The 14,608-nt window shown below is 62.8% G+C and carries 13 protein-coding genes; 11 read left to right on the top strand and 2 right to left on the bottom strand.

The features are described 5' to 3' along the window. Positions 1 to 26 precede the first annotated feature (26 nt). The 4 genes from PST29_RS09070 to PST29_RS09085 are packed head-to-tail and all read left to right on the top strand — an operon-like array spanning position 27 to position 4,397. The gene (locus tag PST29_RS09070) at positions 27 to 497 is read left to right on the top strand and encodes a (2Fe-2S)-binding protein (RefSeq protein ID WP_016968267.1); all 471 of its coding nucleotides are present in this window, start codon (positions 27 to 29) and stop codon (positions 495 to 497) included. Continuing rightward, positions 494 to 2,809: a xanthine dehydrogenase family protein molybdopterin-binding subunit gene (locus tag PST29_RS09075; RefSeq protein WP_060842856.1), complete on the top strand. Its 2,316-nt coding sequence runs from the start codon at positions 494 to 496 to the stop codon at positions 2,807 to 2,809. Before PST29_RS09070 ends, PST29_RS09075 begins: the two co-directional genes overlap by 4 nt. Continuing rightward, positions 2,809 to 3,804 carry an XdhC family protein gene (locus PST29_RS09080; protein WP_060842857.1) on the top strand — a complete coding sequence of 332 codons (996 nt, stop codon included), beginning with the start codon at positions 2,809 to 2,811 and terminating at the stop codon, positions 3,802 to 3,804. Before PST29_RS09075 ends, PST29_RS09080 begins: the two co-directional genes overlap by 1 nt. Further along, a complete protein-coding gene (locus PST29_RS09085; RefSeq protein WP_060842858.1) occupies positions 3,801 to 4,397 on the top strand; it encodes a nucleotidyltransferase family protein in 597 nt (198 codons plus the stop codon). Before PST29_RS09080 ends, PST29_RS09085 begins: the two co-directional genes overlap by 4 nt. A 62-nt stretch (positions 4,398 to 4,459) precedes the next feature. Here PST29_RS09085 and rne read toward each other — a convergent pair whose 3' ends face one another. Beyond that, positions 4,460 to 7,729 carry a ribonuclease E gene (gene rne / locus PST29_RS09090; protein ID WP_060842859.1) on the bottom strand — a complete coding sequence of 1,090 codons (3,270 nt, stop codon included), beginning with the start codon at positions 7,727 to 7,729 and terminating at the stop codon, positions 4,460 to 4,462. A gap of 715 nt (positions 7,730 to 8,444) precedes the next feature. Between rne and rluC the strand changes: the two genes are divergently transcribed. Genes rluC through sppA form a run of 3 tightly spaced genes read left to right on the top strand, consistent with a single transcriptional unit; the run spans position 8,445 to position 11,064 of the window. After that, a complete protein-coding gene (rluC, locus tag PST29_RS09095) occupies positions 8,445 to 9,401 on the top strand; it encodes a 23S rRNA pseudouridine(955/2504/2580) synthase RluC (RefSeq protein WP_016965316.1) in 957 nt (318 codons plus the stop codon). Continuing rightward, a complete protein-coding gene (locus PST29_RS09100) occupies positions 9,391 to 10,053 on the top strand; it encodes an HAD-IA family hydrolase (RefSeq protein ID WP_060842860.1) in 663 nt (220 codons plus the stop codon). Before rluC ends, PST29_RS09100 begins: the two co-directional genes overlap by 11 nt. 21 nt (positions 10,054 to 10,074) lie before the next feature. Next, positions 10,075 to 11,064, top strand: coding sequence for a signal peptide peptidase SppA (gene sppA / locus PST29_RS09105; RefSeq protein ID WP_060842861.1), 990 nt, complete (start codon positions 10,075 to 10,077; stop codon positions 11,062 to 11,064). Positions 11,065 to 11,119: 55 nt separating this feature from the next. Here sppA and PST29_RS09110 read toward each other — a convergent pair whose 3' ends face one another. Next, positions 11,120 to 11,698, bottom strand: coding sequence for a Maf family protein (locus PST29_RS09110; RefSeq protein ID WP_060838238.1), 579 nt, complete (start codon positions 11,696 to 11,698; stop codon positions 11,120 to 11,122). A gap of 105 nt (positions 11,699 to 11,803) precedes the next feature. Between PST29_RS09110 and PST29_RS09115 the strand changes: the two genes are divergently transcribed. The 4 genes from PST29_RS09115 to fabD all read left to right on the top strand — a co-directional run bounded on the left by PST29_RS09115 (position 11,804) and on the right by fabD (position 14,606). Then, on the top strand, positions 11,804 to 12,331 hold the full coding sequence (locus PST29_RS09115) for a YceD family protein (protein WP_009047832.1): 528 nt from the start codon (positions 11,804 to 11,806) through the stop codon (positions 12,329 to 12,331). Positions 12,332 to 12,344: 13 nt separating this feature from the next. Next, positions 12,345 to 12,527: a 50S ribosomal protein L32 gene (gene rpmF, locus PST29_RS30795; protein WP_003179396.1), complete on the top strand. Its 183-nt coding sequence runs from the start codon at positions 12,345 to 12,347 to the stop codon at positions 12,525 to 12,527. A 3-nt stretch (positions 12,528 to 12,530) separates the two neighbouring features. Further along, positions 12,531 to 13,541, top strand: coding sequence for a phosphate acyltransferase PlsX (plsX, locus tag PST29_RS09120; protein ID WP_082729196.1), 1,011 nt, complete (start codon positions 12,531 to 12,533; stop codon positions 13,539 to 13,541). Between the two features lie 126 nt (positions 13,542 to 13,667). Then, complete coding sequence (gene fabD / locus PST29_RS09125) at positions 13,668 to 14,606, top strand: ACP S-malonyltransferase (protein WP_060842862.1); 939 nt, start codon at positions 13,668 to 13,670, stop codon at positions 14,604 to 14,606. Positions 14,607 to 14,608: the final 2 nt, after the last annotated feature.

The following is a 14,608-nucleotide window of genomic DNA, read 5'->3' on the forward strand; positions in this document are numbered from 1 at the left end:
TCACCTCATAGAATGCGGGCGTGCCCATGATTACCCTGAAGCTCAACGGTCAAGATCATCCCCTGGACGTCACCGAGGACATGCCGCTGTTATGGGCCATCCGCGATGTGGCGGGTTACAGCGGCACCAAATTCGGCTGCGGCATGGGTTTGTGCGGTGCCTGCACCGTCCATGTCGACGGCGACCCGGCGCGCAGCTGCATCACCCCGGTCGGCTCGGTGCTGGGCAAGAATGTCAGCACCATCGACTACCTGCACAACGATCCGGTGGGGCAGGTGGTGCAGCAAGCCTGGCTGGATACGGCGGTGGCCCAGTGCGGCTACTGCCAGGGCGGGCAGATCATGTCCGCCACGGCGCTGCTCAAGATCCATCCCAATCCCAGTGACGAACAGATCGAAGAGGCGATGCTCGGCAATATCTGCCGCTGCGGCACCTATAACCGGATCAAGACCGCGATCCGCCAGGCGGCCAACCATCTGCAGGAGGCCAAGGCATGAACCGGCTCCCCAGTGATTTTGCCCTCTGCAACCTCAGTCGCCGTGGTTTTCTCAAGGGGGTGGGCGCCACCGGAGCCCTGGTACTGGCGGCCAGTTGGGGCTGGCAGCAGGCGTTTGCCGAAGAGCAGAAGTTTGGCGCCGATGGCATGCCCCACGGCTGGGTCGACGATCCCAAGGTCTATGTGAGCATTGCCGGCGACGGCAGCGTGACGGTGATCTGCAACCGTTCGGAGATGGGCCAGGGGGTGCGTACCAGCCTGAGCATGGTGGTGGCGGATGAGCTGGAGGCCGATTGGGCCCAGGTCAAGGTCAGGCAGGCGCCCGGAGACGAAGCGCGTTTTGGCAATCAGGACACCGATGGCTCGCGGAGCATGCGCCATTGGTACGAACCCATGCGGCGTTGCGGCGCCGCGGCGCGGACCATGCTGGAGCAGGCGGCTGCCGCGCAGTGGCAGGTACCGCCGAGCGAATGTCGGGCGCAGTTGCACAAGGTGGTTCATACCCCCAGCGGGCGCGAACTGGGCTATGGCGCTCTGGCCGCAGCAGCGGGGGCTCTGGCGGTTCCGGCCCGGGACGGCCTGCGCCTGAAGCAGCCGTCGGAGTTTCGCTATATCGGCAAGGAGGCGACCCGCGCCATCGACGGCCAGGACATCGTCAATGGCCGCGCGGTGTACGGCGCCGATGTGCACTTTGAAGGCATGCTGTTCGCGGCAGTGGCGCGGCCCCCGGTCTATGGCGGCAAGGTCAAGTCCGTGGATGACAGTGCAGCCCTGAAGGTGCCTGGGGTGATCAAGGTCATGCCCATCGATGGTCGTCCGTTGCCTTCCGAGTTCCAGCCCCTGGGGGGCGTGGCGGTGGTGGCGAGCAATACCTGGGCTGCAATCAAGGGCCGCGACGCCTTGAAGATCGAGTGGGAGGATGGGGTCAATGCCGGCTACAACTCCGTCGAATACCGCAAGGAACTGGAGGCGGCGGCACAGAAGCCGGGCAAGGTGGTGCGCAGCACCGGTAATCCGGATGAGGCCATGAACGCCGCCCAGAGCAGTCTGGAGGCCACTTATTACCTGCCGCACCTGGCCCAGGCCCCCATGGAGCCGATGGTGGCGGTGGCGCGCTTTCTCGACGGGCGCTGTGAAGCCTGGGCGCCGAGCCAGGCGCCTCAGGTGACCCGCGAGCGGATCGCCGAGCGCCTGGGCATCGGCTTTGATCAGGTCACGGTCAATGTCACCCTGCTGGGCGGCGGTTTCGGGCGCAAATCCAAGCCGGACTTCATTCTGGAGGCGGCCATCCTGGCCAAGGCCTTTCCCGGCAAGGCGGTGCGGGTGCAGTGGACCCGGGAGGACGATATCCATCACTCCTATTTCCATACCGTGTCGGCGGAGTACCTCAAGGCCGGCTTGAACGAGGACGGCATGCCCGCCGCATGGCTGCATCGCACCGTGGCCCCGAGCATCACTGCGCTGTTCGCCCCGGGGATGAACCACGAGGGCGCCTTCGAGCTGGGCATGGGCTTCACCAACATGGCCTATGCGATTCCCAATGTGCGCCTGGAAAACCCCGAAGCTGCGGCCCATACCCGGGTGGGCTGGTATCGCTCGGTGTCGAACATTCCCCACGGCTTCGCCATTCAGAGTTTTGTCGACGAACTGGCCCACAAGGCGGGCCAGGACCCACTGAAGTACCAGCTCAAGCTTCTGGGGCCGGACCGTCAGATCGATCCGCGAACCCTGAGCGAAGAGTGGAATTACGGCGAGTCCCCGGAGCGTTACCCGATCGATACCGGGCGCATGCGTGCGGTACTGGAAACCGCGGCCAAGGCCGCCGGGTGGGGCCGCTCGCTGCCCAAGGGGCGTGGCCTGGGGCTGGCGATGCACTACAGCTTCGTGACCTATGTGGCAGCGGTGATCGAGGTGGAGGTCAAGGACGATGGCACGCTGATTGTGCACCAGGCCGACATCGCCGTGGATTGCGGCCCGCAGATCAACCCCGAGCGTATCCGCTCGCAGTTCGAGGGCGCCTGTGTCATGGGCCTGGGCAATGCGGTGCTGGGGGAAATCAGCTTCAAGGACGGCAAGGTGCAGCAGGACAACTTCCACATGTACGAGGTGGCGCGCATGTCCCTGGCGCCCAAGCAGGTGCAGGTGCACCTGGTAACGCCGCCGGGGGAGGTGCCGTTGGGCGGTGTTGGCGAGCCCGGCGTGCCGCCGATTGCCCCGGCCCTGTGCAATGCGATCTTCGCCGCTACCGGCAAGCGCATCCGCAATCTGCCGGTGCGTTATCAGTTGCAAGGCTGGCAGCAGGCGGGTGCCTGATGGACAGTGTCGACCTGAATGTCCTGCGCAGCGTGCTGGAGTGGCGCCGTGCCGGGCGCGGGGTGCTGCTCTACAGCGTGGTCCAGACCTGGGGCAGCGCGCCGCGCCCTCCGGGCGCCATGCTTGCCCTGCGCGACGACGGCGTGGTGATCGGCTCGGTGTCCGGCGGCTGCATCGAGGACGACCTGATCAGCCGCCTCGGGGACGGGCGTCTCGCACCGCAGGGGCCGCCGGTGCAACTGGTGACCTACGGTGTGACGATGGAAGAGGCGGCGCGTTTCGGTCTGCCCTGTGGCGGCACCCTGCGTTTGACCGAGGAGCGGGTCGGCGATCCGTCCTGGGTCGCCGAGTTGCTGCAACGCTGCGCGGCGCATCAGATCGTGGCCCGGGAGTTGAACCTGAGCACCGGCCAGGTGCTGCTCAAGGCGGCGGGCAAGCGGGATGAGCTGGCGTTTGACGGTGTCACCCTGCGGGCGATCTACGGACCGCGCTGGCGCCTGTTGCTGATCGGCGCCGGGCAGCTGTCTCGTTATGTGGCGCAAATGGCGCGTCTCTTGGATTTCGAGGTGCTGGTCTGTGATCCGCGCCAGGAGTTCGTGCATGGCTGGGAGGAGCAGGATGGACGCCTGGTCGCCGGCATGCCCGACGATGCGGTGTTGAGTATCGAGCCGGATGAGCGCACCGCGGTGGTGGCCCTGACCCATGATCCGCGTCTGGACGATATGGCGTTGCTGACGGCCCTCGATTCCCCGGCGTTTTATGTCGGCGCCCTGGGTTCGCGGGTCAATAGCCAGAAGCGCCGGGACAATCTGGCCCTGCTGGGATTGTCGAGCGCGGCCATCGAGCGCTTGCACGGGCCGGTGGGGCTGCACATTGGCAGTCATACTCCGGCCGAGATTGCCCTTTCGCTGATGGCGCAGATCGTGGCGCTGAAAAATGGTGTCGAGCCCCTGTCGCAGCAGCCGGTGGCGCGCGTGGCCGAGGTGGCCGGATGAGTCCCTGGCCTTGCGCGATCATCCTGGCGGCGGGGCAGGGCAGTCGTTATCGGCAGGCGCTCGCAGACGAACAGGACAAGTTGCTGGCGCCTTGTGTGGGGCGCGATGGCGTAGAGCGGCCGGTGCTGGAGCAGGTGCTGGTCAACCTGCCTGCCGAAGTGGTACGGCGGGTGCTGGTCACGACGCCGGGACGGCCGCGGGTGGCGGAGCTGGGGCGGGCTTATGGTTGTCAGGTGTTGTTGCTGGACTCGCCGGGCATGGGGCACAGCCTGGCAGCCGCGGTGGCGGCCAGTGCCGACGCCAATGGCTGGGTGGTGTTGCTGGGGGATATGCCTTTCATCCTGCCGGCCAGCATAAGGCGGGTGATCGCGGGGTTGACCGAGGAGAACATCAGCGTGCCGCGGCTGGGGGACGATCTGGGGCATCCGGTGGGGTTTGGTCGGGTTTATGCCGCTGCGTTGCAGGGGTTGTCCGGTGATCGTGGCGCCAGGTGTCTGTTTGCTGCGGGCAAGGTGGTCGAAGTGCCCTTGAGCGACCCGGGCGTGGTGTGGGATGTGGATCTGCCGGCAGCGCTGGTATTTCGCGAGCATTGAATGGCGGGCATGAAAAAGCCCCGCCCGGTTACCCGGGCGGGGCTTTTTCATTGCCGATGGAGTCAGGCGAGAGGTTTAGGCTCGTGCTGCTTTTCCTCGGTGTGGTCTACGTGCTCAACGGCGTGCTCGACGTTGTGCGGTGCCTCTTCCACCACCGGGGCAGGTTGCTCTACCACAGGTTCGGTGACCGGCGCAGGTGCTGCTTCAGTCGCCTCGACTGGCGCTGGAGCGGCTTCGACCACCACTGGCGCTTCGACCGGAGCGGGCTCGGCAGCAGCCACCGCTTCAACCGGGGCGGCAGCGGCAGCCAGCTCGGCTTCCTTCTGCAGACGCTCGGCTTCACGCTTGCGACGGCGCACTTCGCGCGGATCGTTTGGTGCGCGACCGTTGCTGGTCAGGGCGCTCACCGGAGCCGCTTCAACCACTGGAGCCGGGGCTTCGGTGATGGCAGGGGCAACAGCCGGTGCAGGCTCTTCAGCCTGGGCAGGCTGCTGGGCAATCACTGGCTGCTCGATGGCAACAGGTTCAGCGGCCGGGGCCGGGGCCGGAGCTTCCTGGGCAGGCTCGATGGCTGTTTCCTCAACCACCGGCGCCTGGACCGCAGGTTCTGCGACAGGCTGCTCGGCTACCACAGGTTGTGCTTCGACAGTCACGGCGGGTTCGGCGGCGACTTCAACCTGAGGCTGCTCTGCAACAACCGGAGCAACTTCGGCCGCTGGGGCCTGTTCAACTGGGGCCAGTTCAACAGCTGGAGCAGCCGGCGCTTCCACTTCAGTAGTGGCTTCGACCACAGGTGCTTGCGGAGCCTGCTCTGCAACAGCGGCGGTCGCGCGTTCGGCTTGCTGATGCGCTTGTGCTTCAGCGTTGGCGCTGATGGCGGTGCTGGCAACAGCGGCAGTGACCGCGAGGCCGGCGGCCAGATCGGCGCTGCTTGGCTCTTCGGCGTTCTCTTCCGAACCCTCGATCACGTTGCCGTTGGCATCACGCTGACGCTCGCGACGGTTGCTGCGACGACGCTGGCCGCGGGAGCGACGGCGTGGACGTTCGCCGTCGGCGTTGTCCTGGCCTTCTTCCTGCAGTTGCTCTTCGTTCGGCAGTGCTTCTTCTTCGCTGGCGGCAGCGGCCTGAGCCTGTTCGGCGCGTGGCTGACGCTCTTCGCGCGGCGGACGCGGCTGGCGCTCTTCCCGTGGCGGACGAGCCGGGCGTTCTTCGGCAACGGCAACGGCAACGGCGGCGGTAGCAGCGGCGGCGGCCGGAGCGGCATCCAGAGGCTCGCGCAGTTCGCGAACACGCTCTTCACGCTCGCCACGTGGCTTGCGGTCTTCACGTGGGGCGCGTGGTTGACGCTCTTCGCGCGGAGCACGTGGTGCGCGTTCTTCGCGGGCTACACCTTGGACTTCTTCGCGAGCTTCACGCACTTCGCGAGGTTGACGCTCTTCCCGTGGTGCGCGCTCTTCACGCGGTGCACGTTCTTCACGTGGCTTGCGCTCTTCGTCGCGGCGACCGTTGCGGTTACGGCTCTGTTGACGGCCGTTGCGACGCTGCTCTTCGTTGTTGCGGGCAGGGCGCTCGGTTGCCGGCTTCTCGACCACGACCGGAGCGGCCGGCTCTTCCTTGGAGGCGAACAGGCTGACCAGGGACTTGACCAGGCCTTTGAACAGGCTTGGCTCGGCAGCAACCGGGGCTGGAGCGGCAACCGGAGCGACGGCTTCGGTCGGCACAGGGGCATTGGCGCGGGCCGGTGCGGTCTTCACCGCGGCTTCCTGGCGAACCAGGGTGCGGGTGGCGGCGGCTGGCTGCACTTCTTCGGCTTCGGCTGCGGCCGCGGCGATTTCGTAGCTGGACTGGTTGGTGTTGGCTTCCGGGCTGTCATCGCGCAGACGCTGGACTTCGAAGTGCGGCGTTTCGAGGTGATCGTTCGGCAGGATGACGATGCGGGCACGGGTGCGCAGTTCGATCTTGGTGATCGAGTTGCGTTTTTCGTTGAGCAGGAAGGCGGCGACCGGAATCGGCACTTGGGCGCGAACTTCGGCGGTGCGGTCTTTCAGGGCTTCTTCTTCGATCAGGCGCAGGATCGCCAGGGACAGCGATTCGACGTCACGGATGATGCCGGTGCCATTGCAGCGTGGGCAGACGATGCCGCTGCTTTCGCCCAGGGAAGGGCGCAGGCGCTGACGGGACATTTCCAGCAGGCCGAAGCGCGAGATGCGGCCGATCTGCACGCGGGCGCGGTCGGCTTCCAGGCATTCGCGGACTTTTTCTTCCACGGCGCGCTGGTTCTTGGCTGGGGTCATGTCGATGAAGTCGATGACGATCAGGCCGCCGATATCACGCAGACGCAGTTGGCGAGCGATTTCTTCCGCTGCTTCCAGGTTGGTCTGCAGGGCGGTTTCTTCGATGTCGCTGCCTTTGGTGGCGCGAGCCGAGTTGATGTCGATGGACACCAGGGCTTCGGTCGGGTCGATGACGATGGAGCCGCCGGAAGGCAGTTCGACCACGCGCTGGAAGGCGGTTTCGATCTGGCTTTCGATCTGGAAGCGATTGAACAGCGGCACGCTGTCTTCGTACAGCTTGATCTTGCTGGCGTACTGCGGCATCACCTGGCGGATGAAGGTCAGGGCTTCGTCCTGGGCTTCAACGCTGTCGATCAGCACTTCGCCGATGTCCTGGCGCAGGTAGTCGCGGATCGCGCGGATGATCACGTTGCTTTCCTGGTAGATCAGGAATGGCGCGGAGCGATCCAGGGAGGCTTCCTTGATGGCGGTCCAGAGTTGCAGCAGGTAATCCAGGTCCCACTGCATCTCTTCGCTGCTGCGGCCCAGGCCGGCAGTGCGCACGATCAGGCCCATGTCGGCAGGAGCTACCAGGCCGTTCAGCGCTTCACGCAGTTCGTTGCGCTCTTCGCCTTCGATGCGGCGGGAGATGCCGCCGGCACGCGGGTTGTTCGGCATCAGTACCAGGTAACGACCGGCGAGGCTGATGAAGGTGGTCAGGGCGGCGCCCTTGTTGCCACGCTCTTCTTTCTCGACCTGGACGATGACTTCCTGGCCTTCGCTCAGGACGTCCTTGATGTTGACGCGGCCTTCGGGGGCTTTCTTGAAGTATTCGCGGGAGATTTCTTTGAGGGGCAGGAAGCCGTGGCGCTCAGAGCCGAAGTCGACAAAGGCAGCCTCGAGGCTTGGTTCGATGCGAGTGATGCGGCCTTTATAGATGTTGGCCTTTTTCTGCTCGCGTGCACCGGACTCGATGTCCAGATCGTAGAGGCGCTGGCCGTCTACCAGGGCAACACGCAACTCTTCGGGTTGAGTTGCGTTAATCAGCATTCTTTTCATGTAGTACCGTCGGTTTCCGGGCTGCCGGAAACGGCGTTCGGCACACACGACTTCTCACGGTCGGTGTCAGGTGCGTCAGGAGTGGTTGACCACTCGAGTGTCTAGCGAGGTTCGTCCGAATAACTAAGAACGAAGTCGCGACTCACGCGTCCTGCTTGCTGTGGTGACTAAGGCACCGCTTAAGCAAAAGTCTGTCAGGAGGAGGAATCAACCGGCGACTGTGGACGAGATGAAGCGTCTTGAATAAAGCCTAATGCTACACAGTCCGACGGTTGTGCATCTCCACCCTACACGTATCCCTGATAATTCGGGTGCTGCCGCGCGCAGAATCCGCAGCGGGTTGGCATTTACCGTGAACTCCGAAAGGGGAGGTCACGCATCATGGCTAAAGGCGTTGTTTCCACAACCTTCGCTTGGGGTTGTCAGGCGCTGACTGCACTTTGTGAACTGGCCGTTAATCGCTGCATAAAAGGCGAGTGATAACTCTGCTTTTTACGGGTTTCAGGCCTCATGTCACCTGCGCTTGTTACAACGTCAGACTCTTCCGGTATGTAGCGAGAGCTGCGTAGGACGGCCTTGCGTCCTTATGAATTGCGTTGGTCAGGGCCGGCTAGTTGCCGCTGTTCCGCTGTCCAGCCGCTTTTGGCGGCGTTCGCGACTATAGCAGCAATCATTAAGTGCTTCAAATCCATAAAAAATTGTTATCATTCGCGCCATGACGACTACTGCCCCCTCGACTCCAGGCGTTCAATTGCTTGAGGTCTCGCCGGAATATGCCGGCCAACGTATTGATAACTTCCTTCTCGCGCGACTCAAAGGCGTGCCCAAGACCTTGATTTATCGCATTTTGCGTAAAGGCGAAGTGCGGGTGAACAAGGGGCGCATCAAGCCCGAGTACAAGCTGCAGGCCGGTGATGTGGTGCGCGTGCCGCCGGTGCGCGTGCCCGAGCGTGACGAACCGGTGCCGCTGGCTCAAGGCTTGTTGCAGCGACTGGAAGCCTCGATTGTCTTTGAAGACAAGGCGCTGATTGTGATCAACAAGCCCGCCGGCATTGCCGTGCACGGCGGCAGCGGCCTGAATTTCGGGGTTATCGAAGCCTTTCGTCAGTTGCGTCCGGATGCCAAGGAGCTGGAGCTGGTGCATCGCCTCGATCGCGACACCTCCGGTCTGCTGATGATCGCGAAGAAGCGCAGCATGTTGCGCCACCTGCACGCCGCGCTGCGTGGTGATGGTGTGGACAAGCGCTACATGGCACTGGTGCGTGGTCACTGGGCAACGGCCCTGAAGCAGGTGCGCGCGCCTTTGCTCAAGAGCAACCTGCGTTCTGGCGAGCGCATGGTGGAGGTCAATGAAGAAGGGAAGGAGGCCTTGACGGTGTTCAAGGTGCTGCGCCGCTTCGGCGAGTTCGCCACCATGGTCGAGGCTAAGCCGGTGACTGGTCGCACTCACCAGATTCGCGTGCACACCCTGCATGCCGGGCACTGCATTGCCGGTGACAGCAAGTACGGCGACGATGATTTCACCCGCGAGATTCGCGAATTGGGCGGCAAGCGCCTGTTCCTTCACGCCTATATGTTGACGGTGCCGCTGCCTGATGGCGGCGAGCTGAAGCTGCAGGCGCCAGTGGATGAAATGTGGGCCAAGACCGTGGAGCGCTTGAGTGCACCCTGATTACCAGCTGTTGATCTTCGATTGGGACGGCACTCTGGCGGATTCCATTGGTCGGATTGTCGAGTCGATGCATGTGTCGGCCGATCGCTCCGGTTTTCCCCGGCGTGACGATTTTGCCGTCAAAGGCATCATCGGTCTTGGCTTGCCGGAGGCGATTCGTACCTTGTATCCCGAAATCGACGAGGGTCAGTTGGTGGCCTTTCGTCAGCATTACGCGGATCACTACATCGCGCTGGAGGCTGAGCCTTCGCCGTTGTTTGCTGGCGTGGTGCAGTCTCTGGAGGCTTTCCGGGCCGAGGGTTATCGGTTGGCAGTTGCCACGGGCAAGGCCCGGCGCGGATTGGATCGGGTGCTGAAGGCCCATGGCTGGGAAGAATATTTCGATATCACCCGGGCAGCCGACGAAACCGCCAGCAAGCCTCATCCATTGATGCTGGAGGAAATTCTTGCTCATTGCGGAGTCGGGCCAAGGCAGGCTCTGATGGTTGGCGATTCCTCCTTTGATCTGTTGATGGCGCGCAATGCCGGCATGGATTCGGTGGCTGTGAGCTACGGTGCTCAGTCCATCGAGGCTTTGCAGGCTTTCGAGCCGCGCTTGTCCATCGACCGTTTTCCTCAATTGCATGCCTGGCTGAGTCAGGCTGCCGAATAAGTTTTTGCTGGGGTAGCAGGCATGAGCGACGAATGGAAAGCGCCAAGCAAGGCGGGCGCTGAAGAGAGTGATGACAAGAGCTGGAAGCTGCTGGAAAAGACGCTCCTGGCCGGTGTTCAGGAGCAGCGTCGTTCGCGGCGCTGGGGGATCTTCTTCAAGCTGCTGACCTTTGTGTATCTGTTTGTGGCGTTGGCTTTGTTCACGCCGCTGATGACCATGGAAAAGAACGCGGCTCGTGGCGGCAGCTACACCGCGGTGATCGATGTCACGGGTGTGATTGCCGATAAGGAGTCGGCCAGTGCGGACAATATCGTCGGCAGTCTGCGCACCGCCTTCGATGATCCCAAGGTCAAGGGTATTGTTCTGCGCATCAACAGCCCTGGCGGCAGCCCGGTGCAGTCTGGTTACGTCTATGACGAGATTCGTCGTCTGCGGGCTTTGCACAAGGACACCAAGGTCTATGCGGTGATCTCTGATCTGGGGGCTTCTGGTGCTTACTACATCGCCAGTGCTGCCGATGAGATCTATGCCGACAAGGCGAGTCTGGTGGGCTCCATCGGCGTTACGGCGGCCGGGTACGGGTTTGTCGGCGCCATGGAGAAGTTGGGGGTCGAGCGCCGTACCTACACTTCCGGCGAGCACAAGTCGTTCCTTGATCCGTTCCAGCCGCAGAAACCTGATGAAACTCAGTTCTGGCAGGGCGTGCTGGACACCACTCACCGTCAGTTCATAGCCAGCGTCAAGCAGGGTCGTGGCGAGCGCCTCAAGGATAAAGAGCATCCTGAGCTGTTCTCGGGGTTGGTCTGGTCCGGTGAGCAGGCGTTGCAACTGGGCTTGATCGACGGCCTGGGTAATACCAGCTCGGTGGCGCGGGACGTGATTGGTGAAAAAGAGCTGGTGGACTTCACTGTCCAGGAGTCGCCACTCGATCGCTTCTCGAAGAAGCTGGGTGCCAGCGTGGCCGAACAGATCGCCATGTGGATGGGCTTTCAGGGGCCGGCCTTGCGCTGATTGAGCGGTGCTGAACAAACCAAGCCGGCCAGAGTGCCGGCTTTTTAGTGTCTGGTCAGGGGATGGCCACGCCTTCGGCTAGCAGCATGTCCACCAGGCGGATCAATGGCAGGCCTACCAGGCTGGTGGCGTCGCTGCCGGTGGTGCTCTGGAACAGGCTGACTCCCAGGCCTTCGGCCTTGAAGCTGCCGGCGCAGTCGAAGGGTTGCTCGGCGTGCAGGTAGCGCTCGATGCGTTGCTGGTCGAGGGTGCGCATATGCACGGTGAAGGGGACGCAGTCGACCTGGCAGTGGCCTGTCCGGCTGTTGAGCAGGGCCAGGCCGGTGAGGAAGGTCACGCTGGCGCCGCTGGCGTCCAGCAGTTGTTGGCGTGCCTTGTCGAAGGTGTGGGGTTTGCCGATGATGCGTTCCCCCAGTACCGCTACCTGGTCCGAGCCGATGATCAGGTGATCCGGGTGGGTGGCTGCAAGGGCGCGGGCCTTTTCTTCCGCCAGGCGTTTCACCAGTGCCATGGCGGGCTCCCCTGGTCGGTGGCTTTCGTCGATATCGGGAGAGCTGCAGGTAAAGGGCAGTTGCAGGCGGGACAGCAATTCCCGGCGATAGACCGAGCTCGAGGCGAGTAATAAAGGCAGCATGCGCATCTCCTGGGGTGGGGCGGGAATTCTAGCGGGGCTGGCAAGTGACGGACAGGGCTGAATTTCCTTTGACATGGCTGGGGGCATCCCTATAATGCTGCGCCTATGTTGAATGACCCGATTCCACCTCACGTTGACCCGCGCAAATTGGCTGACCGTGGCACCACCCTTCAAGGTGAACTGCTGCTGGCCGATTTGGAGAGACTCTGCGACCCGCTTTCCGACAATGTCGGTACGGTGCAGGCTAAATTCGTTTTCGAGCGTGACGAGCGTAAAGCTGTAGTTATCCACAGCTCCATCGACGTCGAAGTCAAAATGGTTTGCCAGCGTTGTCTTGAGCTGGTCACCCTGCCGATCCACAGCGAGTGCAGTTACGCCGTGGTGAAGGAGGGTGCGAATACCCAGTCGTTGCCGAAAGGTTATGACGTGCTGGAACTGGGCGAAGATCCTTTGGATCTGCAGGCGTTGATCGAGGAGGAGCTTTTGCTTGCCTTGCCCATCGTGCCTGCTCATCATCCGGAAGAATGCCAGCAGCCGGCGGGGCTCGATGAGCCCGAACCGAGCGAGGACGAGGTAACGCGGTCCAACCCGTTCAGTGTATTGGCGCAGTTAAAGCGTGACCCAAACGTTTAGGAGTTAATCAATTATGGCTGTTCAGCAGAACAAAAAATCCCGCTCTGCCCGTGACATGCGTCGCTCCCACGATGCTCTCGAGGCAAGCACTCTGTCCGTAGAAAAGACCACCGGTGAAGTTCACCTGCGTCACCACGTATCGCCAGAAGGCGTATACCGTGGTCGTAAAGTGATCGACAAGGGCGCTGACGAGTAATCCTTGTCCGCTCAAGTCATCGCGATTGACGCAATGGGCGGGGACTTCGGTCCCCGCAGCATTGTTCAGGCCAGTATTGCTTGCCTGTCTGCTACCCCCTCGCTGCATCTGACCCTGGTGGGTCAACCCTCCCTTCTTGAAGATCTGCTTTCCGGCCATTCGGCTGTGGATCGCGCGCGCCTGACAATCGCTCCTGCCAGTGAAGTGATCACCATGGACGAGAAGCCTGCCCAGGCTCTGCGCGGTAAGCCCGATTCTTCGATGCGGGTGGCGCTTGAGCTGTTGCGGGATGAAAAGGTCCAGGCCTGCGTCAGTGCCGGCAATACCGGGGCGCTGATGGCGTTGTCGCGCTACGTGCTCAAAACCCTGCCCGGCATCGACCGTCCGGCGATGGTGGCGGCGATTCCCACTCAGCGTGGCTATTGCCAGTTGCTGGACCTGGGGGCCAACGTCGATTGCAGTGCCGAGCACCTGTTGCAATTCGCAATCATGGGTTCGGTTGCAGCGCAATGCCTGGGCATAGTGCGGCCAAGAGTGGCCTTGCTGAACATCGGCACCGAAGACATCAAGGGCAACCAGCAGGTCAAGCTAGCGGCGAGCCTGCTTCAGCAGGCGCGGGGTCTGAACTACATAGGCTTCGTCGAGGGTGACGGACTGTATCGCGGCGAGGCAGATGTGGTGGTGTGCGACGGTTTTGTCGGCAACATCCTGCTCAAGTCCAGCGAGGGGCTGGCCACCATGATCGCTGCCCGTATCGAGGCATTGTTCAGGCGGAATCTGTTGTCCCGGGCTGTCGGTGCGCTGGCCTTGCCGCTCATGCGGCGATTGCAGGCGGACCTGGCGCCGGCTCGGCACAATGGGGCGAGCTTTCTCGGATTGCAGGGAATAGTGGTGAAAAGCCACGGTTCTGCGGGTGTTCAGGGGTTTCAGAGTGCAATTCAGCGCGCGCTGATCGAAATCCAGGAAGACTTGCCGCGACGCCTGCACGGGCGCCTTGAAGATCTGTTGCTTTAGGCGTTTATCCTGTGGAGTGCTTAAATGTGACCGCTCAGTTCAATTGGCCATCCAACTGTCAGTTTCTTGCGTCCACTGCGGTGTGACGTCAATTCTCCGACGACAAGATCATTAGGGGCTTGTTACATGTCTGCATCCCTCGCATTCGTCTTTCCAGGACAGGGCTCGCAGTCCCTCGGCATGTTGGCCGAGTTGGGCGCGCAGTACCCACTGATCCTCTACACATTCAAGGAAGCCTCCGATGCTCTGGGCTACGACCTCTGGGCTCTGACCCAGCAAGGTCCCGAAGAGCTGCTCAATCAAACCGACAAGACTCAACCGGCCATCCTCACCGCCTCCATCGCCCTGTGGCGCGTCTGGTTGGCCGAGGGTGGCGCGCGTCCGGCCTTCGTTGCGGGTCACAGCCTGGGTGAATACAGCGCCCTGGTGGCGGCTGGCAGCCTGACTCTGGCTGAGGCGGTCAAGCTGGTCGAACGTCGTGGTCAGCTGATGCAGGAAGCCGTGCCGGCAGGTCAAGGCGGCATGGCGGCCATTCTTGGTCTGGACGACGCCGATGTCGTGGCGGCCTGCGCAGAAGCGGCTCAAGGTGAAGTGGTTAGTGCGGTGAACTACAACTCCCCGGGCCAGGTGGTGATCGCTGGTGCCAAGGCGGCGGTGGACCGTGCTATCGAGGGTTGCAAGGCGCGCGGAGCCAAGCGCGCCATGCCATTGCCGGTCAGCGTGCCGTCCCATTGCGAGCTGATGCGCCCTGCGGCTGAACGTTTTGCCGAGTCGATCGCGGCGATCAACTGGCAGGCGCCGCAGATTCCTCTGGTACAGAATGTCAGCGCCGCCGTAGCGGCCGACCTCGATACTCTCAAACGCGATCTGCTGGAGCAGCTGTACAAGCCTGTGCGCTGGGTCGAGTCGGTGCAGACCCTGGCAGCCCAAGGCGCCACCCAGCTGGTGGAATGCGGTCCGGGCAAGGTCCTGGCCGGTCTCAACAAGCGCTGCGCCGAAGGCGTGTCGACCTCTAACCTGAATACCCCAGATGCCTTCGCTGCCGCCCGTGCAGCGTTGGCCTGAAC

The sequence above is a fragment of the Pseudomonas sp. St29 genome (assembly GCF_001547915.1).
GTDB lineage: Bacteria > Pseudomonadota > Gammaproteobacteria > Pseudomonadales > Pseudomonadaceae > Aquipseudomonas.